At 72.0% G+C, this 24511-nt stretch carries 21 protein-coding genes; 16 read left to right on the top strand and 5 right to left on the bottom strand.

The window, feature by feature from the left end:
• Positions 1-7 precede the first annotated feature (7 nt).
• The 13 genes from ACICHK_RS15060 (at position 8) to ACICHK_RS15120 (ending at position 18024) form a co-directional block, all read left to right on the top strand.
• Entirely contained in the window at positions 8-1219 is a 1212-nt protein-coding gene (locus tag ACICHK_RS15060) for an ROK family transcriptional regulator (RefSeq protein ID WP_406837301.1), read from the top strand.
• 80 nt (positions 1220-1299) lie between these two features.
• Entirely contained in the window at positions 1300-2634 is a 1335-nt protein-coding gene (locus tag ACICHK_RS15065) for an ABC transporter substrate-binding protein (protein ID WP_406837302.1), read from the top strand.
• Between the two features lie 10 nt (positions 2635-2644).
• Positions 2645-3586: a carbohydrate ABC transporter permease gene (locus ACICHK_RS15070; RefSeq protein ID WP_406837303.1), complete on the top strand. Its 942-nt coding sequence runs from the start codon at positions 2645-2647 to the stop codon at positions 3584-3586.
• 3 nt (positions 3587-3589) lie between these two features.
• Positions 3590-4483 carry a carbohydrate ABC transporter permease gene (locus ACICHK_RS15075; RefSeq protein ID WP_406837304.1) on the top strand — a complete coding sequence of 298 codons (894 nt, stop codon included), beginning with the start codon at positions 3590-3592 and terminating at the stop codon, positions 4481-4483.
• Positions 4484-4485: 2 nt separating this feature from the next.
• Complete coding sequence (locus ACICHK_RS15080; protein ID WP_406837305.1) at positions 4486-5751, top strand: 6-phospho-beta-glucosidase; 1266 nt, start codon at positions 4486-4488, stop codon at positions 5749-5751.
• Positions 5748-6761, top strand: a complete 1014-nt coding sequence (locus tag ACICHK_RS15085; RefSeq protein WP_406837306.1) for an N-acetylglucosamine kinase — start codon at positions 5748-5750, stop codon at positions 6759-6761. Before ACICHK_RS15080 ends, ACICHK_RS15085 begins: the two co-directional genes overlap by 4 nt.
• A gap of 343 nt (positions 6762-7104) precedes the next feature.
• Positions 7105-8541, top strand: a complete 1437-nt coding sequence (locus tag ACICHK_RS15090; protein WP_406841226.1) for a hypothetical protein — start codon at positions 7105-7107, stop codon at positions 8539-8541.
• Between the two features lie 14 nt (positions 8542-8555).
• On the top strand, positions 8556-9581 hold the full coding sequence (locus ACICHK_RS15095) for a glutamate ABC transporter substrate-binding protein (RefSeq protein WP_406837307.1): 1026 nt from the start codon (positions 8556-8558) through the stop codon (positions 9579-9581).
• Between the two features lie 69 nt (positions 9582-9650).
• Positions 9651-10985: a hypothetical protein gene (locus ACICHK_RS15100; RefSeq protein ID WP_151471521.1), complete on the top strand. Its 1335-nt coding sequence runs from the start codon at positions 9651-9653 to the stop codon at positions 10983-10985.
• A gap of 84 nt (positions 10986-11069) precedes the next feature.
• The gene (locus ACICHK_RS15105; RefSeq protein ID WP_406841227.1) at positions 11070-13724 is read left to right on the top strand and encodes a tetratricopeptide repeat protein; all 2655 of its coding nucleotides are present in this window, start codon (positions 11070-11072) and stop codon (positions 13722-13724) included.
• Positions 13725-15179 (top strand): PP2C family serine/threonine-protein phosphatase, encoded by a 1455-nt coding sequence (locus tag ACICHK_RS15110; protein ID WP_406837308.1) that lies wholly within the window; start codon positions 13725-13727, stop codon positions 15177-15179.
• A 100-nt stretch (positions 15180-15279) separates the two neighbouring features.
• Positions 15280-16626: a VWA domain-containing protein gene (locus tag ACICHK_RS15115; RefSeq protein ID WP_406837309.1), complete on the top strand. Its 1347-nt coding sequence runs from the start codon at positions 15280-15282 to the stop codon at positions 16624-16626.
• A gap of 81 nt (positions 16627-16707) precedes the next feature.
• Positions 16708-18024, top strand: a complete 1317-nt coding sequence (locus ACICHK_RS15120; RefSeq protein WP_406837310.1) for an FHA domain-containing protein — start codon at positions 16708-16710, stop codon at positions 18022-18024.
• 59 nt (positions 18025-18083) lie between these two features.
• Here the strand turns inward: ACICHK_RS15120 and ACICHK_RS15125 are convergent, their stop codons facing one another.
• Complete coding sequence (locus tag ACICHK_RS15125) at positions 18084-19082, bottom strand: methyltransferase domain-containing protein (protein ID WP_406837311.1); 999 nt, start codon at positions 19080-19082, stop codon at positions 18084-18086.
• A gap of 132 nt (positions 19083-19214) precedes the next feature.
• On the opposite strand from ACICHK_RS15125, the gene ACICHK_RS15130 reads away from it, so the two are divergent.
• Positions 19215-19619, top strand: a complete 405-nt coding sequence (locus ACICHK_RS15130; protein ID WP_151471529.1) for a globin — start codon at positions 19215-19217, stop codon at positions 19617-19619.
• 136 nt (positions 19620-19755) lie between these two features.
• On the opposite strand, the gene ACICHK_RS15135 is transcribed toward ACICHK_RS15130, so the two are convergent.
• The 4 genes from ACICHK_RS15135 to ACICHK_RS15150 form a co-directional block, all read right to left on the bottom strand.
• Complete coding sequence (locus tag ACICHK_RS15135) at positions 19756-20499, bottom strand: hypothetical protein (RefSeq protein ID WP_406837312.1); 744 nt, start codon at positions 20497-20499, stop codon at positions 19756-19758.
• Positions 20496-20906 carry an acyl-CoA thioesterase gene (locus tag ACICHK_RS15140; protein ID WP_406837313.1) on the bottom strand — a complete coding sequence of 137 codons (411 nt, stop codon included), beginning with the start codon at positions 20904-20906 and terminating at the stop codon, positions 20496-20498. The genes ACICHK_RS15135 and ACICHK_RS15140 overlap by 4 nt, the downstream gene beginning before the upstream one ends.
• Positions 20907-20912: 6 nt before the next feature.
• Positions 20913-22577, bottom strand: a complete 1665-nt coding sequence (gene ettA, locus ACICHK_RS15145) for an energy-dependent translational throttle protein EttA (RefSeq protein ID WP_151471533.1) — start codon at positions 22575-22577, stop codon at positions 20913-20915.
• Positions 22578-22828: 251 nt separating this feature from the next.
• On the bottom strand, positions 22829-23344 hold the full coding sequence (locus ACICHK_RS15150) for a hypothetical protein (RefSeq protein ID WP_406837314.1): 516 nt from the start codon (positions 23342-23344) through the stop codon (positions 22829-22831).
• A 135-nt stretch (positions 23345-23479) separates the two neighbouring features.
• Here ACICHK_RS15150 and ACICHK_RS15155 point away from each other — a divergent pair, with 135 nt between their 5' ends.
• Together ACICHK_RS15155 and gcvH are read left to right on the top strand one after the other, a co-directional pair.
• Positions 23480-23764, top strand: coding sequence for a DUF1876 domain-containing protein (locus ACICHK_RS15155; protein ID WP_192582553.1), 285 nt, complete (start codon positions 23480-23482; stop codon positions 23762-23764).
• 336 nt (positions 23765-24100) lie between these two features.
• The gene (gcvH, locus tag ACICHK_RS15160) at positions 24101-24484 is read left to right on the top strand and encodes a glycine cleavage system protein GcvH (protein WP_406837315.1); all 384 of its coding nucleotides are present in this window, start codon (positions 24101-24103) and stop codon (positions 24482-24484) included.
• The last annotated feature ends 27 nt before the right edge of the window (positions 24485-24511 follow it).

Here is a 24511-nt window from a genome sequence, read left to right on the forward strand (position 1 = left end):
GACAGACATGGCAGGATCCGCCGGCACACCGGGCACCCCGCGCGTCCTGCGCGCGATGAACGACCGCGCCGCCCTCGATCTGCTGCTCGCGCACGGACCGCTCTCGCGGACCCGGATCGGCAAGCTCACCGGACTGTCCAAGCCCACCGCCTCACAACTCCTCGCGCGCCTGGAAGCCGCCGGACTCGTCCTGGCCACCGGCACCAGCGAGGGGCGGCCGGGCCCCAGCGCCCAGCTCTACGAGGTCAATCCGGGCGCCGCGTACGCCGCCGGACTGGACGTCACCCCCGAGCGCGTCCTCGCCGCCGTCGCCGACATCACCGGCCGCACGATCGGCACGTACGAACTGCCCACCCCCGGCCGCCGCCCGGACCGGCCCGTCGTGCGCCAGGTCACCGACGCCCTCGACGGCGCGGTGAAGGCCGCCGGGCTCGCCCGGGACGACGTCCGCCGCCTGGTCATCGCCACCCCCGGCGCCTTCGACCCCAACACGGGCCGGCTGCGCTACGCCTCCCACCTGCCCGGCTGGCACTCGCCCACCCTCCTCGACGAACTGGCAGCGGCCCTGCCGATGCCCGTCGAGTACGAGAACGACGTCAACCTCGTCGCCATCGCGGAGCAGCGCCTCGGCGCCGCCCGGGGGCACGAGGACTTCGTCCTGCTGTGGAACGAGGGCGGTCTCGGCGCGGCCCTCGTCCTCGGCGGCCGGCTGCACCGCGGCTGGACCGGCGGCGCGGGCGAGGTCGGCTTCCTGCCGGTGCCCGGCGCGCCCCTGGTGCGCCAGGTGACCCGGGCCAACAGCGGTGGCTACCAGGAGCTGGCCGGCTCCCAGGCCATCCCCCAACTGGCCCGCGAACTCGGCGTCCAGGACCTGCCGACGGGTCCGTACACCGAGGTCGCGGCCACCCTCGTCGAGCGGGCCGCCGCCGTCGACGCGGGCCCCTACCGGCGGCTCCTGGAGAAGTACGCGACCGGACTCGCCACCGGTCTGGCCTCACTCGTCTCCGTGCTCGACCCCGAACTGGTCGTCCTCAGCGGAGCCTCGCTCACCGCGGGCGGCGAGCCGCTGCGCGCCCTGGTCCAGGCCGAACTGGAGGAGCTGGCCGCGTCCCGGCCGCGGCTCGTCGTCGGCGACGTCCACGAACACCCCGTGCTGCGCGGGGCGCTGGAGAGCGCCCTGGCGGCCACCCGCGACGAGGTCTTCGACACCTCCCGCTGAGTCCGTCCCGCTCCGCCGCTCCACTCGCACCGTCCCGCAACTCCCCCGTCCCGCCACGTCCTTCGCAGGGAGATCTCGCCATGCCCGGAATATCCCGAAAGGCGGCCGTCGCACTCGCCGCCTCCGCCTCGATGGCCCTCCTCGTCACCGCCTGTACCGGCCAGTCCGGCGGCGGGGGCGACGACGCCTCCAAGGAACAGACGATCAACTTCTGGCACGGCTGGAGCGCGCCGAACGAGGTCAAGGCCGTGAAGTCACTGGTCGCCGGCTTCGAGAAGGCGCACCCCAACATCCACGTGAACATCGTCGGCAACATGACCGACGACAAGATCAACCAGGCGCTGCGCGCGGGCGGCGACAAGGCCCCCGACGTGGTCTCGTCCTTCACCACCAACAACGTGGGCAAGTTCTGCTCGTCCGGCGCCTTCGTCGATCTGAACCCCCTCTTCAAGAAGGCGCACATCGACCCGGAGACGACGTTCCCGAAGGCGATGAACGAGTACACCCAGTTCGAGGGCGACCGCTGCACGGTGCCGCTCCTCGGCGACGCCTACGGGCTCTACTACAACAAGACCGCGTTCGAGAAGGCCGGGATCGCCTCCCCGCCGAAGACCTGGTCCGAGTTCGAGAAGGACGCCAAGAAGCTCACGATCGCCAAGGGCGACTCCTACTCCCAGCTCGGTTTCATGCCGAACTACCACGGCTGGGAGTCCACCACCGAGCACTACTTCGGGCAGTTCTCACCGACGTACTTCGACGGCGGCGGCAAGTCGAACATCGCCAAGGACCCCGCCTTCACGGCCGGGTTCACCCTCCAGAAGAAGCTGGTCGACGAACTCGGCGGGTTCGAGAAGCTGGAGACGTACCGCTCCAAGCTCGGTGACGAGTGGGGCACCAAGCACCCCTTCCACACCGGCCAGGTGGCCATGCAGCTCGACGGCGAGTGGCGGCTCGGCATGGCCGAGGAGGCGGGGCCCGGCTTCGAGATCGGCGTCGCCCCGCTGCCCGTGCCCGACGACCAGGCCGACCAGTACGGCAAGGGCTACATCACCGGCACGATCGCGGGCATCGCGTCCACCAGCCGCAAGCAGAACGCGGCCTGGGAGCTGGTGAAGTACATGACCACGGACACCGACGCGGTGGTCGGCTTCGCCAACGACATCCACAACGTGCCCTCGACGCTCGCGGCCCTCAAGTCGCCGAAGCTGAAGTACGACCCGCGCTTCAAGACGTTCCTGGACATCGCCTCGAACCCGGACTCGACGACGACCCCGCCGTCCGTCAACGGGGGCACCTACCTCGTGACGATCCAGCAGTTCGGATACGACTACGAGAGCGGCAAGGCGAAGGACCTGAAGGCGGGACTGGAAGCCACCGCCCGGCAGATCGACACCGACATCGCGCAGGCGAAGTAGCGGCACGGACATGAGTACCGTCACGCTCGCCTCCAAGCGCCGCAGGTCGGCGCTTCGGACCCTCGCCTTCATGTCGCCCTGGCTGATCGGCTTCGCGGTCTTCTTCGCCTACCCGCTGATCTCGACCGTCTACTTCTCCTTCATGCACTACGACGGCTTCAGGCCGCCGACGTGGAGCGGGACGAGGAACTGGACCTACGTCTTCGAGAACTACCCGCTGTTCTGGCCCGCGCTGCGCAACACCCTGTGGCTGGTCCTCGTCATGGTGACCCTGCGGGTGGTGTTCGGGCTCGGCGTGGGCCTGCTGATCACGAAGATCAAGACGGGCACGGGTGTCTTCCGCACCCTCTTCTACCTGCCCTACCTCGCCCCGCCGGTGGCCGCCACCATGGCCTTCGCCTTCCTCCTCAACCCCGGTACGGGACCGGTCAACTCGATCCTGGAGAAGGCCGGCGTATCGGCTCCCGGCTGGTTCAACGACCCCGCCTGGTCCAAGCCCGCCCTGACCCTGCTGGCCCTGTGGGGCATCGGCGACCTCATGGTCATCTTCATGGCCGCGCTGCTCGACGTGCCCGCCGAGCAGTACGAGGCCGCCGAACTGGACGGCGCCTCGGCCTGGCAGCGCTTCCGGTACGTCACGCTGCCGAACATCTCGCCCATCGTGATGTTCGCCGTGGTCACCGGGGTCATCCAGACCATGCAGTACTACACGCAGCCGCTGATCGCCGGGAAGGTCGCCTCGGGCGTGATCCAGGGCGCCGGAACGCAGTTCGAGCCCGGCTACCCCGACAAGTCGACGCTCACCCTGCCCCAGCTCGTCTACAACCTCGGCTTCCAGCGCTTCGACTACGGCTCCGCCTGTGTGGTCGCGCTCGTGCTGTTCGCCCTGTCCATGGTGTTCACCGCGTTCCTGATGCGGCGCCGGGGCGGTCTCATCCAGACAGGTGACTGACCGATGACCCAAGTACTCGACAAACCGGTGGAGCTGACCGACCGGGTCTCCCCCGCCGAACGCACCGCGCGCCGCCGGGCCCTGCTGGAGTGGGTCGCGGTCCACGCGCTCGGCGTGGCCGCCGCGCTCTTCTTCGTCCTGCCGTTCGTGTTCGTGTTCCTGACCTCGCTGATGAGCGACAGCCAGGCGCTCAGCCGCGACCTGGTCCCGCGCACCTGGGAATGGGGCAACTACACCAAGGTCTTCGACACCCCGGGCTTCCTCACCTGGTGGAGGAACACGCTGCTGTACGCCAGCCTCGGCACGGCGCTCACCGTCGTCTCGTCGGTCCCCGTCGCCTACGCGCTCGCCAAGTTCCGCTTCCGGGGCCGCAACCTGTCGCTGATGCTGGTCATCTCGATGATGATGCTGCCGCCGCAGGTCGTGATCATCCCGATGTACCTGTTCTGGGCGAAGCAGCTCGACCTGTCCGGCACCCTGTGGCCGCTGATCATCCCGATGGCGTTCGGGGACGCGTTCTCCATCTTCCTGCTGCGCCAGTTCCTGACGACCATCCCGAACGAGTACCTGGACGCCGCCAGGGTCGACGGCTGCGGGGAGCTGCGGACGCTGCTGAAGGTCGTCCTGCCGATGGCGAAGCCGGGCATCGCGGCCGTCGCGCTGTTCCAGTTCTTCTACGCCTGGAACGACTACTTCGGCCCGCAGATCTACGCGTCCGAGAACCCGGGCGCCTGGACGCTCAGTTACGGCCTGGAGTCGTTCAAGGGCGTGCACCACACCGACTGGAATCTCACCATGGCCGCGACCGTCCTGGTCATGGCCCCCGTGATCCTCGTGTTCTTCTTCGCGCAGAAGGCGTTCGTCGAAGGCGTCACGCTCACCGGAGTGAAGGGTTAACCATGAAACTCACCGTGGTCGGCGGAGGGTCGACCTACACCCCCGAACTCATCGACGGATTCGCCCGGCTCAGGGACACCCTGCCCGTCGAGGAGCTGGTCCTCGTCGACCCGGCCGCCGAGCGCCTGGAACTGGTGGGCGGTCTGGCCCGCCGGATCTTCGCCCGGCAGGGCCACCCGGGCCGGATCGTCACCACCCACGACCTGGACGCGGGGGTGGAGGGCGCCGACGCCGTGCTCCTCCAGCTGCGCGTCGGCGGGCAGGCGGCCCGCGAGATGGACGAGACCTGGCCGCTGGAGTGCGGCTGCGTCGGGCAGGAGACGACCGGCGCGGGCGGCCTGGCCAAGGCGCTGCGCACGGTTCCGGTGGTGCTGGACATCGCCGAGCGGGTCCGTCGCGCCAACCCGGACGCGTGGATCATCGACTTCACCAACCCGGTCGGCATCGTGACGCGTGCCCTGCTCCAGGCCGGCCACAAGGCGGTCGGCCTGTGCAACGTGGCGATCGGCTTCCAGCGGAAGTTCGCCGCACTGCTCGGGGTCTCCCCCACCGATGTGCATCTCGACCATGTGGGCCTCAACCACCTCACCTGGGAGACCGGTGTGCGCCTGGGCGGCCCCACGGGCGAGGACGTGCTGCCGCGGCTGCTCGCCGAGCACGGCGGCGCCGTCGCCGAGGACCTGCGGCTGCCCCGGACCCTGGTCGAGCGCCTCGGCGTGGTCCCCTCGTACTACCTGCGCTACTTCTACGCGCACGACGAGGTCGTCCGGGAGCTGCGCACCAAGCCCTCCCGCGCCGCCGAGGTCGCGGAGATGGAGCGGCGGCTGCTGGCCATGTACGGCGACCCCGCCCTCGACGAGAAACCGGAGCTGCTGGCGAAGCGGGGCGGCGCGTACTACTCCGAGGCGGCCGTCGACCTCGCCGCCGCGCTGCTCGGCGGGGGCGGCAGCCCCTACCAGGTGGTGAACACCCACAACCGGGGGACCCTGCCGTTCCTGCCGGACGACGCGGTGATCGAGGTGCAGGCCGCGATCGGCGCGAAGGGGCCCGCCCCGCTGCCGGTGCCGTCCGTCGACCCGCTCCACGCGGGCCTCGTGGCGAACGTGACCGCGTACGAGGACCTCGCTCTGGACGCCGCCCTGCGCGGCGGGCGCGACCGGGTCTTCCGGGCGCTGCTCGCCCACCCCCTGGTCGGCCAGTACGCCCTGGCCGACGCCCTGACCGACCAGCTGATCGCGCACAACCGGGAGCACCTCGCGTGGGCATGACGTCGACGGAGACCGGGGCCGGAACGGCCGCCGGGTCCGGCCCCCCGGGCCTCGTACTGGCCATCGACGCGGGGAACAGCAAGACCGACGTGGCCGTGGTGGCCGCGGACGGCCGCGTGACCGGCGCCGCGCGCGGGGGCGGGTTCCGGCCCCCGGCCGTCGGCGTCGAGACGGCGGTGGACGCGGTCGCCGACGCCGTGCGGCGGGCCTTCGCCGAGGCGGGCGTCACCTCGGTCGGCCACGTCTCCGCCTGTCTCGCCAACGCCGATCTGCCCGTGGAGGAGGAGCAGCTGGCGGCCGCGCTGCGGGCGCGCGCCTGGGGCGCGGAGGTGGAAGTGCGCAACGACACCTTCGCGATCCTGCGGGCCGGGATCGCCGAGCCGCGCGGTGTCGCCGTGGTCTGCGGGGCCGGCATCAACTGCGTCGGCATGCGGCCCGACGGCCGCACCGCCCGTTTCCCCGCCATCGGCCGCATCTCCGGCGACTGGGGCGGCGGCTGGGGGCTGGCGGAGGAGGCCCTGTGGCACGCGGCGCGGGCCGAGGACGGCCGGGGCGGCGAGACCGCCCTGGCCCGCACCCTGCCCGCGCACTTCGGTCTGGACTCCATGTACGCGCTCATCGAGGCGCTGCACCTGGAGCACGTCCCGAACGCGCGCCGCCACGAGCTGACCCCGGTGCTGTTCGCCACGGCGGCGGACGGCGACCCGGTGGCCCGGGCGATCGTCGACCGGCTCGCGGACGAGGTGGTCACGATGGCGACGGTGGCCCTGAACCGCCTCGGTCTGCTCGCCGAGGAGACCCCGGTCCTGCTCGGCGGCGGCATCCTCGCCGCCCGCCATCCCCAGCTCGACGACCGCGTCCACGAACTCCTGGCCGCCCGCGCGCCCAAGGCGGTCCCCCGGGTGGTCACCGCCCCGCCGGTGCTGGGCGCGGCGCTCCTGGGCCTGGACCGCGTACGGGCCCAGGGCGAGATCCACGCGCGGGTACGGGCGCACTACGAACGGGGCTGAGGAAGCCCGGTGGAACGGACCGCGGCCGTGCCGGCGCCCACGGCCGCGGGACCGCCGATGACCTGGAGTGAAGGGACGGGAACCAAACGGATGCGGAACACGTGTTCATGAGAAGGGGGGTGGCGCGGGGGAATCGTGCTGCGCCGTGATCCGAACAAGATCCAGGCAAGGCCTGTGCGGATGCCGGTACGGGCGGCGATACTTGCCGCCGTGCACGTACGCCGGCCGGCCGCGCCCACCGCGTCCGCGGCGGGCGTGAGCGGTTGGATGACCATGGGGGAGGTCGACAGTGACACACCCGCCGAAGGGCGGCTCGGCGCCACCGGGTCGGGGCACGCCCACGATGCCGTCCGTGCCGACGCAGTCCGGCCCTCCCCCGTCGCCGGACGGGTCCCCCGCGTACCGGGGCGGGTCCGGTGCCGGGCCGAGCGCTCCCCCGGCTCCCGGCGCGGCCCCCCGGCGCACCGCGTGGGCGGAGGGCGTGGACCGGCTGCGCGCCGCGGCGACGACGGAGCCGGGGCGGCTGCGGATCATCGGCGCCGTCCTCGCCCTGCTGGTGGTCGCGTTCGGCGCGGTCACCGCCTGGCAGATGACGGAACGTTCGGCCGCCGCGGACAACGTGCTGCACAGCAGCCAGCCGCTGAGCGCGAGCGCCGCCGACATCTACCGCTCCCTCGCCGACGCCAACACCGCCGCCTCCAGCGGCTTCCTGGCGGGAGGTCAGGAGTCCCAGGAGACCCGCGAACGCTACGAGGAGGACATCAGAACGGCGGCCGCGAAGCTGATCACCGCGGCCAACAGCTCCGAGCCGGGCTCCCCCGCCGCCAAGACGATCTCCCAGCTCAACGAGCTGCTGCCCAAGTACAAGGGCCTGATCGAGCGGGCCCGCGCCAACAACCGGCAGGGCTACCCGCTGGGCGGCGCGTACCTGCGGTACGCGAACGACACGATGCAGCGCGAGATGCTGCCGAAGGCCGAGCGGCTCTACAAGAACGAGAACCAGCGGCTGAACGCCGACTACGCCGACGCGAAGCCCTATCCGTGGGCCGCGATCGCGCTCGGACTCGTCGCGCTCGGCGCCCTCGCCTGGGCCCAGCGGCGCAACTACCTGCGTACGAACCGGGTGCTCAACCAGGGCATGGCCGCCGCCACCACGGCCTGTCTGGCCGTACTGCTGTGGCTCACCGTCGGACACACCTTCGCCCGGTCCGGACTGGACGAGTCCTACGACCACGGGGTCCGCTCCCTGAACGTGCTGCACGACGCGCAGATCGCGTCCCTGAAGGCGCGGGGCAACGAGAACCTCACCCTGGTCAGCCGGGGCGCGGAGACCAAGACCCTGCCCGACAGGACGACCGAGGACCTGTACGACTACAACTTCGACCAGGACATGAAGGCGCTGACCCAAGGCCTCGCCGTCGCGGCGGGTCTCGCGGACGACAACGCGGGCGAGAAGCCCGTACGGGCCGCGACCGCCGGCATGGAGGTCTGGAAGCAGCGTCACGCGGAGGCCCGCAGGGCCGACAACGACGGCGAGTACCAGCTGGCACTGGACCGGGTCATCGGCTCCCCCGACAAGAAGCCCACGGGCGAGTGCTTCGACGTCGTGGACAAGAACCTGGGGATCGCGCTGACGCACGAGCAGAACGAGTTCCGGCAGGCGGCGGACGACGGCCTGGGCGCCATGGCCGGCCTCCCGGTCGGCGCCGCGGTCCTGGCCGTGCTGGCCGCCGCGGGCGCGGTGCTCGGCATTGGCCGCAGGCTTTCGGAGTACCGGTGAGGGGAGGGGCGACGATGACCGCACGACGTCTGAGGGCGAGCCTGCGCGGCTGGGGCGGTGTGGGCGCGATGGCGCTCGCCTGCGTCACGGCCCTGGTCCTCGCGCTGATGCTGCCGGACTCCGCGCGCGGTGACGGCGGCACCGGTGTCGGCGGTCCTGGCCTGGCCCGGGGCACGCAGGCCAGGGCCGAGGAGTGCACCGACCCGCAGAACCAGAGCCTCGCCCCGTCGGGCGCGGACGGGACGACGATCGACGCCATCAAGAACCGCAAGGACCGGCGGCTGATCGTCGGCGTCGACCAGAACAGCTACCACTGGGGCTACCGCGACCCGAACAACCCGAAGGCCGGCGGCGACCTCGAGGGCTTCGACATCGACCTGGTCCACGCGATCGCCAAGGACATCCTGGGCGACGAGAACGCCGTCCAGTTCCGGGCGATCCCCACCAGCCAGCGCATCCCCGCGATCCAGAAGGGCAAGGTCGACATGGTGGTGCGCACCATGACGATCAACTGCGAACGCCTCAAGGACGTCGCGTTCTCCGCGCCCTACTTCAAGACCGGCCAGCAGGTGCTGGCCCCGGTGAGCTCCGGCATCACGGGGTACGACAAGAGCCTGGCCGGCAAGCGCATCTGCTCGGCGGCCAAGTCCACCGCGAACGAGCGTCTGACGGACGACCGGAAGGCGGGCAAGCTCGTCTCCTCCGCCGTCGTCCTGCCGCCCGTGCCCAACCAGCTGGACTGCCTGGTGCGCCTCCAGCTCGGCGAGGCCGACGCGGTGGTGACCGACAGCGCGCTCGCGGCGAGCCAGGCCGCCCAGGACCCCACGGTCGAGCTCAAGGGCGGCACCTTCACGACCGAGTACTACGGCGTGGCGATGAAACTGGGCGCCAAGGACCTGGTACGCCGGGTCAACCAGGTGCTGGCCGACTACCGCAAGGACGGCTGGCGGCAGTCCTACGACAAGTGGCTCGCCCCGACCCTCGGGGCCGACTCGCCCTCGCAGGACCCGCCCCCCGCCCTGTACCGGCAACCGACCTGACACGACCGGAGAGTTGCCCGGCCACGCACACCGAGCGCGCCGGGAACGCACGAGATGGAGAGGTGATCGATGGGCGTCACGGGACCCCCCGGGCCGGTGATGGACCGGGACGAGGCGGACCGTGCGCTGGCGCGCCTCGGCGCGGAGCACGAGGCCATCGAGACCTCGCTCCTCGCCCTGCAGGACCACGCGGGCCGAAGACTCCTGGAGGGCGCCGAGCTCACCGGCTCGACCAAGGAGCGCTGGGCGTCCGCGGAGGCGTCGATCACCCTGTTGTGGGCGTACTTCGACGCGTACACGGACGCGCTGCGCTCCGCGCGCGAGATCCGCTCCCGCAGACGCTGGTCCAGCCGTGAGGACCTGGTCGAGCTGACCGAGCTGCTGCGCGGCTCGGGCATCACGGTCGCCGGTTCCACCACGGCCACCGCGAACGCGCCGACCCTGGCCGGCACCGGCAAGCTCAGCGAGCGGTTCTCGCTGGCGGGCCTGGTGGACCGGATGAACGAGCTGTACGCGGCCTCGCTCGACATGGTCGTCACCGCGGACGCCGTGTGGTCCGCGCTGCCCGCCCGCATAGATTTACTGGCCGCGGAGCTCCAGCGCACCCGGGCGCTCGCGCACTCCGTGGGCGTGCGCCCCGGCGAGCACCCCTCGGGCGACGACCTGGAGCGGATCACCCGGACCCTGACCGCCCTGCGCGAGCGCGTGGTCTCCGACCCGCTCTCCTTCTGGGTTCCCGCGCAGGGGAGTTCGGCCCCCGGCGGCGGACGCCCGGACACGACGGCGTACGACCGTGAGGCGCGCGCCCTGGAGGAGGTCCGCCGGGAGATCGACGCTGTCCTGACGGTGCGCCAGGACGCCGAGGCGCGGCTGGTGAAGCTGCGGGACGTGCTCAGCCGCGCGGACCGCACCCTCGCCGAGGCCCGCAGTGCCCGCGGCGAGGTCCTCGCGAAGATCGCCGCGTCCGAGGTGCCGGCCGTCAGCGGTCCGCCGACGGCGCTGCAGGAGCAGCTGGCGACGGCCGCGGAGTACCGCAGGCACGCGCAGTGGCACCGCCTCTCGCCGCTCCTGGAGGCACTGGAGGAGAAGGCGGAGGACGAACTCCTGCGTGCCCGGGAGTCGTTGACGGCGGTCACCCAGCCGCTGGCGGTCCGTGCCGAGCTGCGCGGCCGGCTCGACGCGTACAAGGCCAAGGTCGCCCGGCACGGCTTCGCCGAGGACCCGTTCCTCGTCGAGCGCTACGACGCGGCCCGCCGCATGCTGTGGAGCGCTCCCTGCGATCTGCGGGTGGCGGAGGAGGCGGTGCTGCGCTACCAGCGGGCGGCGGCCGAGCTGCTGAGCCCGCAGGTGCCCGAGCAGGGCGGGCCTCATGACCGTGCGGACCGGAGGGGGACCGACGCGTGAGCGGTGGAGGGATGCGCAGTGAGCGAGCGGCCGGTGAGTGAGCGGAAGTGCGGCCGGCCCGGCTGCGAGGGGTCCTACGAGGACATGGGCGGCGGCGAACTGTACTGCGACACCTGCGGACTCGCCCCCGCCGAACCCGTACCGGGCTCCTCCCGGTCCGGGAGCGCGCCGGAGCCCGGCACCGGCGAACGGCCGGCGAGCGGGCGGAAGTGCGGCCGGCCCGGCTGCGAAGGGTCCTACGAGGACATGGGCGGCGGCGAACTGTACTGCGACACCTGCGGACTCGCCCCCACCGAGCCCGTACCGGGCTCCTCCCGGTCCGGGAGCGCGGGCGCGGCGGGTCCGGCGCCGTCCGGCTCCTCCGCGCGCGGATCCGACAGCAGCAGCGTGCGCGGCGGTTCACGCGCCAGTTCGCGTACGTCGTCGCGCTCCTCGCAGTCACGGCGCTCGGTCTCCGGGCGGCTGTCGCGGTCGTTGTCGGGACGGTCGACGGGCCGTTCGGTGTCGGTGCGCAGCTCCGGTTCGACGACGTCCTCCTCCGGGCGGGGCCGGCTCGGCGCCGGGCTCGTCGAGGTCCCGGGCGTGCCGCGGCCCGACCCGCGCGCGATGGTCCTGGAGAACCCGGAGGTGCCCGAGCGCAAACGGTTCTGTTCGCGCTCCGACTGCGGTGCCCCGGTGGGGCGTGCGCGCGGCGACCGGCCCGGCCGCACCGAGGGGTTCTGCACCAAGTGCGGCCACCCGTACTCGTTCGTGCCGAAGCTCACCACCGGTGACGTCGTGCACGGCCAGTACGAGGTGATGGGCTGTCTGGCGCACGGCGGGCTCGGCTGGGTGTACCTGGCCGTCGACCGCGCGGTGTCCGACCGCTGGGTGGTCCTCAAGGGTCTGCTCGACACCGGCGACCAGGACGCGATGGCGGCCGCGATCTCCGAGCGGCGCTTCCTCGCGGAGATCGAGCACGCCAACATCGTGCGGATCTACAACTTCGTCGAGCACCTCGACCAGCGGACGGGTTCGCTGGACGGGTACATCGTCATGGAGTACGTGGGCGGCAAGTCGCTCAAGGAGCTCGCCAACGGGCGCCGCACGGCGGACGGCAAGCGCGACCCGCTGCCGGTGGAGCAGGCCTGCGCCTACGGCATCGAGGCCCTGGAGGCCCTCGGCCATCTGCACAGCCGCAACCTGCTGTACTGCGACTTCAAGGTCGACAACGCGATCCAGACCGAGGACCAGCTCAAGCTGATCGACATGGGCGCGGTGCGCAGGATGGACGACGACGAGTCGGCCATCTACGGCACGGTGGGCTACCAGGCCCCCGAGGTGGCCGAGACGGGCCCCTCGGTCGCCTCCGACCTGTACACCGTCGCCCGTACGCTCGCCGTCCTCTCCTTCGACTTCCAGGGCTACACGAACGTCTTCGTGGACTCCCTGCCCGACCCGGACAACATCGAGGTCTTCCGCCAGTACGAGTCGTTCTACCGGCTCCTCGTCCGGGCCACCGACCCCGACCCGGCCCGCCGTTTCGCCTCGGCCCAGGAGATGTCCGAGCAGCTGACGGGCGTGCTGCGCGAGGTGGTCTCGCTCCAGACGGGGCGGGCGCGGCCGGCGCTGTCGACCCTGTTCGGACCCGAGACCAGGGTCACCGACACCGAGCTGTTCGGGAAGGCGGCCGAGGACGTGTCGCGGCTGGGGGCCCGCGCGGTCCCCGGGCGCGCGGGAAAGGGCGCGGCGCCGCTGCCCGCCGGGAGGAACGGGAACGGACCGCTGCCTCCCGCTCCACCGGCCTCCGGCGCCCTGGTCAGGCCCGTCGCGGCGGCGGCCACCGCGCTCGCCCTGCCCGTGCCGCGGGTGGACCCGGGCGACCCGAACGCCGGTTTCCTCGCGGGACTCATCGCGTCCGCGCCCGCGGAGCTGATCGCCGCGCTGGGGGCGGCCCCGGCCCCCTCGCCGGAACTGCGGCTGCGGGAACTGCGGGCCCGACTGGAGATGGGCGAGCCCGGCGGCGCCGGCGCGGCCGTCGACGCGCTGGAGGCCGATCACCCGGACGACTGGCGGGTGGTCTGGTACCGCGGTGTCACGGCGCTGGCGACCGGCGAGAACGAGATCGCCGCACTGTCCTTCGACGCGGTCTACGACGCCTTCCCCGGCGAGCCCGCGCCCAAGCTGGCCCTCGGCGTGTGCGCGGAGGTGCTGGGGCAGCTGGACAACGCCGCCGAGTACTACCGCCTGGTGTGGACGACCGACCCCAGCTATGTGAGCGCGGCGTTCGGACTGGCCCGGGTGCAGCTCGCGGCGGGGGACCGCCGTGGCGCCGTACGCACCCTGGAGTCCGTGCCGGAGTCGTCGATCCACTACACGGCGGCCCGGGTCGCCGCCGTGCGGGCACGGTTGCGGCAGCGGCCGGTCACGGAGACGGCGGCGCCGTTCCTGGACGATCTGACGGCGGCCGCCGGTCAGGTCGAGGCGCTCGACGGATTCGGTCTGGACGCGGTGCGGCGCGAGCAGTTGTCGACGGAGGTCCTCGGCTGCGCGCTGGACTGGGTACTCTCCGGTAGCCAGGGTTCCGCTCCGGCTCCAGGGAGCGTGACCGCGCTGCTCGGCAGCGAGTTGGACGAGCGTGGCCTCCGTTTCGGCCTCGAACGTTCGTACCGGACGCTGGCCCGGCTCGCGCGGGGCGGCGATGAAAGGATCGACCTGGTGGAACGAGCAAACCGTTACCGCCCCCGGACGTGGGTGTGATTGATGTCCCAGATGCCCCAGCCGACGGCCCTTTCGCGGTGCCCCAGTTGTGAGGAGCCGCTGGAGGCGGCCGACCGTTTCTGCGGCGCGTGCGGCTACGACCTGTCGACGGTGTCCGCACCGCCGCAGGACCACCCCACGATCGCCATGAACGGCACCCCGGCCGCCCCGCCGCCGGCCGCCCCGCCCGTGGACTGGCCCCTCGCGCAGGAGCCCGGCAGTACGGACACGCCCGCGCCGGTGCACCGTGCCGCCGACATCCACGGCACCGATTCGGGTGGTTCCGAACTGCCGCACCCGGAGCACCCCGAACCCCCCGAGCACGCGCAGGGCGATCCGGCGGGCATCCGGCCGGCCACCGCCCGGCGGCCCGCCGGGCGGCCCTCGGGCGTCCGGTTCGACAGGCCGTCGGAGCCCGACGAGTACCCGCTCGCCCCTCCGGCCGGTGAGCCCCCGGCCGCGCGGGGCCGGCCGGCCGACGGCCCGGACCCCGAGGTCCCGGACCCCCGGACCGCCGACCTCCCGGCTCCCCCCGCGGGCGCCAAGCTGTGCGTGGCCTGCCGTGCGGGCCAGGTGGACCCCGACGGCTACTGCGAGAACTGCGGGCACGCCCAGCCACGGGAACGGGACCACATGGAACAGGAGTTGGGCGCGGTCGCCGCGGTCAGCGACCGGGGGCTGCGCCACCACCGAAACGAGGACGCGTTCGCGGTCTCCTCGACCGCGCTGCCCGACGGCTCCCCCGCGGTCGTCGCGATCGTCTGCGACGGGGTCTCCTCCGCGACCCGCCCCGACGAGGCGTCCCTCGCCGCGTCCCACGCGGCGAACGAGTCGCTCCTGGCCACCCTTCCGCTGGGCACGCACCCGCAGGCGGCCATGCACGAGGCGATCGTCGCGGCCTCGGAGGCCGTCAACGCGCTGGCGGGCCCGGACACCGCGCAGGGCGAGCACGCGCCGCACGTGAACGCGCCCGCCTGCACCATCGTCGGCGCCCTCGTGACGTCCACCCTGCTGATCGTCGGCTGGGTCGGCGACAGCCGCGTCTACTGGGTTCCCGCCGACCGCTCCTCGCTGCCGGCCCGGCTCACCGAGGACGACTCGTGGGCCGCGCAGATGGTCGCCGCGGGTCTGATGAACGAGGCGGAGGCGTACGCCGACGAGCGCGCCCACGCGATCACCGGCTGGCTCGGCGCCGACGCCTACGAACTGGAACCGCACACCGTCTCGTTCAAGCCGGACCGGCCGGGCGTGGTCGTGGTGTGCACCGACGGTCTGTGGAACTACGCGGAGACGGCGGAGGAGATGGCCGAGGCCGTCCCCCCCGACGCCGCCGAGAGGCCACTGCACGCCGCCCGGGTTCTGGTCGGCCACGCCCTGGACGGCGGGGGCCACGACAACGTAACAGTGGCCGTCATGCCGTTCCCCGCCCCCTCGCAGGGGGCAGGATCGGCCTGAGGCCGCGAACGAACGGGGGCGGCCGCGGACCGGAGGGGACCGGTCCGCACCCAGTCAGCACCTCCGCCGGGGGGCGGGGGCCGAGGGGGACAGAGAAGTCATGGCCAATTTCTCGAAGTCGAACGTGCCGCAGTTCTCGGTCGACGTGTACCAGAACGAGTACCTGCCGGAGGGCGGCCGCGAGGTCAACGCGATCGTCACGGTGAGCGCGACCGGCGGCGGCACCGTCGGAAGCGCGGTCGCCGCGCCGCACCTCTACACGGCGGGCCAGGCGCCGGACGCCGCCGTGGCGATCATGGTCGACTGCTCGGGCTCGATGGACTACCCGCCGGCCAAGATGCGCAACGCCCGCGACGCGACGGCCGCCGCGATCGACACCGTGCGCGACGGGGTCCACTTCGCCGTGATCGGCGGCACGCACGTCGCCAAGGAGGTCTATCCGGGCAACGGGCGGCTCGCCGTCGCGGACGCCTCCACCCGTGAACAGGCCAAGCAGGCGCTGCGCAGGCTGAGCGCGGGCGGCGGCACGGCGATCGGCACCTGGCTGCGGCTCGCCGACCGGCTGCTGTCCTCCGCGGAGGTGTCGATCCGGCACGGCATCCTGCTCACCGACGGCCGCAACGAGCACGAGTCGCCCGAGGACCTGCGGGCCGCGCTGGACTCCTGCGCCGGACGCTTCACCTGCGACGCGCGCGGGGTCGGCACCGACTGGGAGGTCAAGGAGGTCACCGGGATCGCCTCGGCGCTGCTCGGCACCGCCGACATCGTCGCCGACCCCGCCGCCCTCTCCGCCGACTTCACGCACATGATGGAGACGGCCATGGGCAAGGAGGTCGCCGACGTGGCCCTGCGGGTGTGGACACCGGTCGGCACCGAGATCAGGTTCGTCAAGCAGGTGGCGCCCACCGTCGAGGAACTGACGGACCGCCGCACCGAGGCCGGACCCCGGGCGGGCGACTACCCGACCGGCTCCTGGGGCGACGAGTCCCGCGACTACCACGTGTGCGTCCGGGTCCCGACGGCCGGGGTCGGCCAGGAGATGCTCGCCGCCCGGGTCTCGCTGGTGATCCCGCGGAGCGACGGCTCGGTGCAGAACCTCGGCGCCCAGGGTCTCGTGCGGGCCGTGTGGACCGATGACATGGCCGCCTCGACGTCCATCAATCCGCAGGTCGCGCACTACACGGGGCAGGCCGAACTGGCGCAAGTCATCCAACAGGGCCTCGACCTCCGCAAAGCGGGAGATGTCGACGGAGCGACGGCCAAGCTGGGACGGGCCGTCCAACTCGCCGGTTCCTCCGGAAACGCCGATACTGCGAAACTGCTCGCGAAGGTGGTGGACGTGGTCGACGTCGCGGCAGGTACTGTGCGATTGAAAGCGCGTGTCGCGGAGGCCGACGAGATGACCCTCGAGACACGGTCCACAAAGACTGTTCGTGTAAAGAAGTAGCGGGAAGCAGCGAGCCCGGTCCCGCTGGGATCCGGAGAAACCCGGTCATGACGACCGGAAAAGGAAGGGGGAAGGACCGACATGCCGACATGCCCGAACGGACATCAGTCGAATTCCGACGATTGGTGCGAGGTCTGCGGCCACCGCATGGCCGGTGTGCCCCCGCTCCCTCCCCCGCCCCCGCCCGGCGGCGGTTACGGCTACCCGGCGCCCGGTTCACCGCCGCCCGCGCCCGGCGGCCGGTCCGGCGCGCCGGGCCCGAACGCCGAGCTCTGCCCGCAGTGCCGCACGCCCCGTGAGGGCGCGGCGCCGTTCTGCGAGGAGTGCCGGTGGAACTTCCTGACCAACACCGCCACGTCGTACACACCGGCGGCACCGCGCCCGCCGGCCGGGGCTCCGGGCGGTCCCGGCGCCCCTGGCGCTCCCGGCGGGCAGTCGCCGTACGGGGCTCCCGGCGGTTTCGGCGGCCCCGGCGGCCAGAATCCCCCGCCGCGGTTCCCGCAGTCCGGTCCCGGCGGCCCAGGTGGTCCGGGTGCCGGTGGCCCCGGTCACGACCCGTTCGACTACCAGAGTTCGCGGCCCTCGCAGGTGAACCGGCCCGCCGAACCGATCCCGCCGGGCCCCGGTGCCCAGCCGTACGGCGGCCCCCAGGGCTTCGGCGACCCGTCCCGTCAGCCGGCTCCGCCCGCGCCCGGCGGCCCCGGCGCCCCGCAGCAGGCCTACACCCAGCAGCCCTCCCCGCCGCCCTTCACCCAGGGCGGACCGCCGCAGCAGGGCGGCCCGGGGTCCGGCGGCCCGGCCTTCGGCGGCGGTGACGACGACTGGGTGATCCCCCCGCCGTCGTCCGGCGCACCCGGCGGTCCCGGTGCGCCCGGCGGTCCCGGTCGCCCCGGCGGCCCGGGCCAGGCCGCCGGCTACGGCTACCCGGAGCCCGGGGCCACCCAGGCTCCGCCCGGCCCCGGCTACCAGCAGCAGCCCCCGCAGCAGCAGTCGCTGTCCTGGAGCGCGACCATCGCACCGGACCGCGAGTACTTCATGGCGATGATGCAGCGCTCCGGACCCGAGGCCGCGGGCCTGAACCTGCCCGCGTACTCGCCGGAGCTGCAGCGCCCGCTCCTCGGCAACCAGATCACCATCGGCCGCCGCAGGCACTCCACCGGCGACACCCCGGACATCGACCTGTCGGTGCCCCCGGAGGACCCGGGCGTCTCGCACCAGCACGCGGTCCTGGTCCAGCAGCCGGACAGCACCTGGGCGGTCGTCGACCAGAACTCGACGAACGGCACCACGGTCAACGGCGGCGAGGAGCCCATCCAGCCGTTCGTGCCGGTGCCGCTGCAGGACGGCGACCGGGTGCACGTGGGCGCCTGGACGACGATCACGATCAGACGGGGCTGAGACACGGCCGCCGGGCCGCGACGGCGGCCCGGCGCGCCCGGCACCCGGCCGTTCGGGGCTCAGGGCAGCTGCCAGGTGTACGGCCCCTCGGGGTCGTCCAGCCAGGCCCGGACGCCCTCCTCGCCGACCGTGACCCCGTACCGCTCGCGCTGCGGCCTCCCCTCGCGCTCCCACAGCGCGTAGGCGTCGTGCGGGTCCAGGCGGCCCGCCGTCAGGGTGAGCAGGAAGCGGAACAGGTCGTCGCTCCGGGCCCGGCGCGGCACCCCGCCGGTCCGGACCGGTTCCGGCTCCGACTCCGGGCCGGGCCGGGCGGAACCCCGCAGCGGCACGAAGAAGGCCGAGGTGTGCAGGAAGCGTCCCTCGGCGTGATCGGGGTCCCGGACCTCCAGCGCGATCAGACCGGTGGCCAGCGGGGCGATGATCCGGGCCCCCGGAACGCACTGGGCCAGCCAGGAGCGCGGGATCGTGGTCAGCGTGCAGGTGGCGATGATCCGGTCGAAGGGAGCGCGTTCGGGAACCCCGCGGGCCCCGTCGCCGGTGACGACGGTCGGGTGGTACCCGGCGACGGCCAGGTGCTGCCGCGCGGCCTCGGTGATCTCCACGTCGAGGTCGACGGTGGTCACCGGTTCGTCGCCGAGACGGTACGACAGCAGGGCCGCGTTGTAGCCGGTCCCGGCGCCGATCTCCAGGACGGCGTCCCCGTCCCGCACCTCCAGCGCGGCCAGCATCATCGCCATCAGCGACGGCTGGCTGCTGGAGGAGACCAGCTGCCCGTCCTTCACCCGGGTCGCCAGCGGGGCGTCCGCGTACGCGCCGCGCAGCCAGCGGTCCCTGGCCCGCGGGTCCGGGTCCTCGCCCCACAGCCGTTCGTAGCCGCCGACGGCACCGATGTAGTAGTACGGCACGAACAGGTGGCGCGGGACGGCCTCGAAGGCCTTCCGCCAGACGGGGTCGCTCGCCCAGGCCCCGCTCCGGTCGATCTGGCGCACCAGGGAGGCCCGCGCCAGATCGGCGGGGTCCTCGGGTCCGGGACCGGTTTCGAGAGCGTGCGCGCCCATACCTCCACTGTGCTGCCGAACGGGCCGCGAGGCGAGCGCCGGACCGGCCGGTCCGGAACCCCCGCGTCCGGGTACCGCGTGGGTGGACCCGGGCCTTGAGTCCTAGGCCGCCCCGTCTGAGAACATGGGTGCGTGAAAGAGATTCGGCGCGGCACGCTTCAGGAGCAGACCTTCTACGAGCAGGTCGGCGGCGAGGAGACCTTCCGGCGCCTCGTGCGCCGTTTCTACGAGGGTGTCGCCGGGGACCCGCTGCTGAAGCCCATGTATCCCGAGGAGGACCTGGGCCCGGCCGAGGAACGCCTCACGCTGTTCCTCATCCAGTACTGGGGTGGTCCGACGACGTACAGCGAGAACCGCGGCCACCCCCGGCTGCGGATGCGGCACGCCCCCTTCAAGGTCGACCAGGCCGCGCACGACGCCTGGCTGAAGCACATGCGGGTCGCCGTGGACGAGCTCGGCCTCTCCGAGGAGCACGAGTACACGCTGTGGAACTACCTGACGTACGCGGCCGCCTCGATGGTGAACTCGGCGGACTGACCGCCGGTCCCGGCGGCGGACGCGCGCGCCGGTGACCGGCGCGCGGTGACCGGCTCCCGGCGCGGAGATCAGTGAGCGCCGGGGACCGGCGAACGCCGAGGACCGGCGAACGCCGAGGACCGGCGAACGCCGAGGATCAGTGAACGCTGACGCCCAGCGCGCCGAGTCCCGCCCGGCGGACGGCGATCGCCCCGAACGGTGTCCGCAGGCGCAGCCAGGCCCCGGACGAGTACAGCGCCAGCGGGCCGCCGTCCGGCTCCCCGCCGCCCGACGGGCTCCCGCCCGGGAGGACCCGTCCCGCGACGGACACCGCCGCGGGCGGGACGGGGCGCAGGAATCCCAGGGACTGCGCGGCGTGCGCGGCCCGCACGGGAAGTCCGGTGTCACCGATCGGCCGGGACCATATCTCCCGCCCGATCCGGTCGAGTTCGGCACGGGTCCGCAGCTCGGGGGCCAACTCCTCGGTGCGCGACCGGAATTCGGCCACCGCGGCGGCGACCTTCGCCCGTACGGCGTCCGGGGCGGGCAGCCCCGGCTCCTGCCGCCAGCCGCCGCGGGGCGGCAGGACCCCGGCCCACGGGGGCCCGGTGACGGCGGCGGGGACGACGGCGGTGGCCGCGGACTCCTCGACGGACTCCAGGAGTTCACCGGCGGAGACGGTCACGTCGAGGGTGGCGTCGAGTCCGTTCCCGTACGGCTCGGCGAGCCGCGCCGTACGGATCGCGAGGACCTCGAACGACGGCGGCCGGCCGAAGACCGCGAGCGTGGTGCCGCCCGCCTTCAGGCGCACGGCGGCCGCGCGGTCGTAGTGGACGAGCCGGGAGAGGAAGGCGGCGAGATCGGCCGCCTCCCCCGCGTCGGCGAGGTGCAGGACGGTCATGCCGCGACGGCCTCGTCCTCGTCGTCGCGGTACGACTCCAGGAAGTCGCGCTCCTCCGCCGTGATCCGGCGAGGACGCTGCTGCTCGAAGTCGAACGGAACGATCACCGTCGAGGCGGTGACGTAGACCTGGTCGGGGTCCTTGACCTCATAGGCGATCGTGAAGGACGCCGCCCGGATCTGCGTCACCCACAGCTCGATGTCCACCGGCGCGTGCCGGTGGACCAGCTGCCTCTTGTAGTCGATCTCGTGGCGCGCCACCACGGACCCCTGCTTGAAGTCCTTCTCCGGGCGGAACAGGAAGTCGATACGGGCTTCCTCCAGGTACCGGAGGAACACCACGTTGTTGACGTGGCCGTACGCGTCCATGTCCGCCCAGCGCAGCGGGCAGCGGTAGGTGTGCCGCAAGATCGATCAGCCCCGGGTCAGCTTCTTGTAGGTGGCACGGTGCGGACGCGCCGCCTCCGCGCCGAGCCGCTCGATCTTGTTCTTCTCGTACGACTCGAAGTTGCCCTCGAACCAGAACCACTTGGACTCACCCTCGTACGCGAGGATGTGGGTCGCGACCCGGTCGAGGAACCAGCGGTCGTGGGAGACGACCACGGCCGCGCCCGGGAACTCCAGCAGCGCGTTCTCGAGCGAGGACAGCGTCTCGACGTCGAGGTCGTTGGTGGGCTCGTCGAGGAGCAGCAGGTTGCCGCCCTGCTTGAGGGTCAGCGCGAGGTTGAGGCGGTTGCGCTCACCACCGGAGAGGACGCCGGCCGGCTTCTGCTGGTCGGGGCCCTTGAAGCCGAACGCGGAGACGTAGGCGCGGGAGGGCATCTCGACCTGGCCGACGTTGATGTAGTCGAGCTCGTCCGAGACGACGGCCCACAGCGACTTCTTCGGGTCGATGTTCTCGCGGCTCTGGTCGACGTACGAGATCTTGACGGTCTCGCCGACCTTGATCGAGCCGGAGTCCGGGGTCTCGAGGCCCTGGATCATCTTGAAGAGCGTGGTCTTGCCGGCGCCGTTCGGGCCGATGACGCCGACGATGCCGTTGCGCGGCAGGGTGAAGCTGAGGTCGTCGATGAGGACCTTGTCGCCGAAGGCCTTGGAGAGGTTGTTGACCTCGACGACGACGGAGCCCAGGCGCGGGCCCGGCGGGATCTGGATCTCCTCGAAGTCCAGCTTCCGCATCTTGTCGGCCTCGGCCGCCATCTCCTCGTAGCGCGCGAGACGGGCCTTGGACTTGGCCTGACGCCCCTTGGCGTTGGACCGCACCCACTCCAGCTCTTCCTTGAGCCGCTTGGCGCGCTTGGCGTCCTTCTGGCCCTCGACCTTCAGGCGGGAGGCCTTGTTGTCGAGGTACGTGGAGTAGTTGCCCTCGTACGGGATGGCGCGGCCGCGGTCGAGCTCCAGGATCCACTGCGCGACGTTGTCGAGGAAGTACCGGTCGTGGGTGACGGCGACGACGGTGCCGGGGTACTTCGCGAGGTGCTGCTCCAGCCACTGCACGGACTCGGCGTCCAGGTGGTTGGTGGGCTCGTCGAGCAACAGCAGGTCGGGCGCTTCGAGCAGCAGCTTGCACAGCGCGACGCGACGGCGCTCACCACCGGAGAGGTTGGTGACGGGCCAGTCGCCGGGCGGGCAGCCGAGGGCGTCCATGGCCTGCTCCAGCTGGGTGTCCAGGTCCCACGCGTTGGCGTGGTCCAGGTCCTCCTGGAGCTTGCCCATCTCGTCCATGAGGGCGTCGGAGTAGTCGGTCGCCATCAGCTCGGCGACCTCGTTGAAGCGGTTCAGCTTGCCCATGATCTCGGCGGCGCCGTCCTGGACGTTCTGCAGAACGGTCTTGGACTCGTCGAGCGGGGGCTCCTGGAGCAGCATGCCGACGCTGTATCCGGGCGACAGGAACGCGTCACCGTTCGACGGCTGCTCGAGGCCCGCCATGATCTTGAGAACGGTGGACTTACCGGCACCGTTGGGACCGACCACACCGATCTTGGCGCCAGGCAGGAAGCTCAAGGTGACGTCGTCGAGGATCACCTTGTCGCCGTGCGCCTTGCGCGTCTTGCGCATGGTGTAAATGTACTCAGCCAAGAGAAACCGTCCGGACGCTTGAAATCGGCAGTGGGCAGATACACCCCATCTTGCCTGACGGCTAGCCCTCGGGGGAAACCCGTTCGGCCGAGGGCTCCTGACCTGGGGTTCTGCTGCTGATCTCTGTGGACGTCCGTCACTGTCGGCCGCCGCGGGCCGCCACCGAGCCGGGAGCTCAGGGGCTCAGCGGGGCCACGCCCCGGGTCTCCCTTCGCTCTCCTCACGCCCCTCGCGGCCGGTGAGTGCTCGACTCACCGGTAGTCCTCCGGGTGGCCCTGCATCCAGGCATTGATCTTGTCCCGCGTTCCGGTGAGCAGGTCCTGGTGCTTCTTGAGGTTCTCGAAGGATCTGTCGCCGCCCAGTCCGGTCCGGAGTTGCGCGATCCACGCACGGGGCTCCTTGAAATGTCCGGGGCCCTGGGGATCCGCTTCCATCGCCTTGTCGAGAGCGCCGAGATTGTCGAGCACGCGCCCGAGGAAGTATTCGCAGTTCCCCGGGGTCGTGCACCCGTCGTTGTAGGTGGCCTGAAGCTGGGCGAACACGTCGCGGACCTTCTCGACACCGGCTCCCGGCGCCGACTGCGTCGCACTGGGGGCAGGCGTCCCCTCGGCCGTGGGGGCCGATGCCGACGTGCGTACACCGCGGACGGGGGACTCTCCGTCACCCGGGTCCGTGCCCCGGCCGCCGGAACAGGCGAGCGCCAAGGACGCCAGGACCACCACGAGCGAGGAAGCGCCGAAGACGTGCCGTACACGTATGTCGATCATGCTCCGTACGACGTCCCAGGAGGCTCCCCGGTTGTACCGCTCCCTCGCCTCGTGCCGGGACGAACGAAGGAGCACACTTCTTCTTAGGGACTTCACCGGGGGGCGGCTGCTTCGGAGGTGATCGCGATGACACAGATGACAGCGATGCAGGCACGGACCACGGTCGGCTGGCACGTCGAGATGGAATTCCAGGAGGACGACCACCGCACCCGCGCGGCGGCCCTGCTGCGGCTCCCCGACGGAAGCGAGGTGCGCGCCCACGGGTACGCCAGCCGTCACCCCTCGGACGCGAACCAACCCCGGGTCGGCGAGGAGGTCGCGGGCGCGAGGGCCCTGAACGAACTCGCCATGCAACTGCTGACCAAGGCCCACGACGAGATCGACGCGGCCTCGGGCAGGACGTCGCACCCGCTGAGGTGATCCGGGCACCGTTCACCGGAGGCCCGCCCTCCGCTCCGCCGGAGCCGTTGCGCGAGCACGCCTGAATCACGAGCTGTCCGCTTCGGGCCCCCGGATCCGTCCGGGGGCCTTCGCGACGGTTGCCGCACCTCACCGTCGTACGGCCGGACCAGTGAGCCCGCGGCCCCCGTTTCAGAAGCGAGGCCGGGCGATCACAGGCCTGCGCTGCGAGCTCCCTTGATGCAAACTGCGGACATATGGGCAATTCATAGTCCATACAGGTTAAGTCACCCTGAAGCGCTCTGAACCCTGGGCATGATGAAGGTGTTGATCACCTAACGCCTCGAGGGAGCGCGCGTGTCGAACATTCCAGCTGATCTGCGGTTTGCCGAGTCGCACGAATGGGCGCGTCTGGAATCAGACGGCACGATCACGGTCGGCATCAGCGACCACGCCCAGAAGGCGCTCGGCGATGTCGTGTTCGTGGAGCTGCCCAAGGTCGGCAAAGTCCTCGCGGCCGAGGATGCCATCGGTGTCGTGGAGTCGGTCAAGGCGGCGTCGGACCTGTACACGCCAGTCGGCGGCGAAGTACTCGCCGTCAACGAGGAGTTGATCGACAGCCCGGAGCTTCTCAACGATGAGCCCTACGACTCATGGATTTTCAGGCTCAAGCCGTCGGACCGTACCGAGTTCGACCACCTTCTTGATGCGGCCGGCTACAAGGCCGCGATCGGCGAGTGACCCGCAGCAGCCCGACCGGCACGTCGG

The organism is Streptomyces sp. AHU1, from assembly GCF_045343905.1.
In the GTDB taxonomy this organism is placed as follows: Bacteria; Actinomycetota; Actinomycetes; order Streptomycetales; family Streptomycetaceae; genus Streptomyces; species Streptomyces triticiradicis.

What these genes read in the sequence shown, in the direction of transcription:
- ACICHK_RS15060 (WP_406837301.1), top strand. Translation starts at nt 8, where the DNA reads ATGGCAGGATCCGCCGGCACACCGGGCACCCCGCGCGTCCTGCGCGCG.
- ACICHK_RS15065 (WP_406837302.1), top strand. Translation starts at nt 1,300, where the DNA reads ATGCCCGGAATATCCCGAAAGGCGGCCGTCGCACTCGCCGCCTCCGCC.
- ACICHK_RS15070 (WP_406837303.1), top strand. Translation starts at nt 2,645, where the DNA reads ATGAGTACCGTCACGCTCGCCTCCAAGCGCCGCAGGTCGGCGCTTCGG.
- ACICHK_RS15075 (WP_406837304.1), top strand. Translation starts at nt 3,590, where the DNA reads ATGACCCAAGTACTCGACAAACCGGTGGAGCTGACCGACCGGGTCTCC.
- ACICHK_RS15080 (WP_406837305.1), top strand. Translation starts at nt 4,486, where the DNA reads ATGAAACTCACCGTGGTCGGCGGAGGGTCGACCTACACCCCCGAACTC.
- ACICHK_RS15085 (WP_406837306.1), top strand. Translation starts at nt 5,748, where the DNA reads ATGACGTCGACGGAGACCGGGGCCGGAACGGCCGCCGGGTCCGGCCCC.
- ACICHK_RS15090 (WP_406841226.1), top strand. Translation starts at nt 7,105, where the DNA reads ATGCCGTCCGTGCCGACGCAGTCCGGCCCTCCCCCGTCGCCGGACGGG.
- ACICHK_RS15095 (WP_406837307.1), top strand. Translation starts at nt 8,556, where the DNA reads ATGACCGCACGACGTCTGAGGGCGAGCCTGCGCGGCTGGGGCGGTGTG.
- ACICHK_RS15100 (WP_151471521.1), top strand. Translation starts at nt 9,651, where the DNA reads ATGGGCGTCACGGGACCCCCCGGGCCGGTGATGGACCGGGACGAGGCG.
- ACICHK_RS15105 (WP_406841227.1), top strand. Translation starts at nt 11,070, where the DNA reads ATGGGCGGCGGCGAACTGTACTGCGACACCTGCGGACTCGCCCCCGCC.
- ACICHK_RS15115 (WP_406837309.1), top strand. Translation starts at nt 15,280, where the DNA reads ATGGCCAATTTCTCGAAGTCGAACGTGCCGCAGTTCTCGGTCGACGTG.
- ACICHK_RS15120 (WP_406837310.1), top strand. Translation starts at nt 16,708, where the DNA reads ATGCCGACATGCCCGAACGGACATCAGTCGAATTCCGACGATTGGTGC.
- ACICHK_RS15125 (WP_406837311.1), bottom strand. Translation starts at nt 19,082, where the DNA reads ATGGGCGCGCACGCTCTCGAAACCGGTCCCGGACCCGAGGACCCCGCC.
- ACICHK_RS15135 (WP_406837312.1), bottom strand. Translation starts at nt 20,499, where the DNA reads ATGACCGTCCTGCACCTCGCCGACGCGGGGGAGGCGGCCGATCTCGCC.
- ACICHK_RS15150 (WP_406837314.1), bottom strand. Translation starts at nt 23,344, where the DNA reads ATGATCGACATACGTGTACGGCACGTCTTCGGCGCTTCCTCGCTCGTG.
- ACICHK_RS15155 (WP_192582553.1), top strand. Translation starts at nt 23,480, where the DNA reads ATGACAGCGATGCAGGCACGGACCACGGTCGGCTGGCACGTCGAGATG.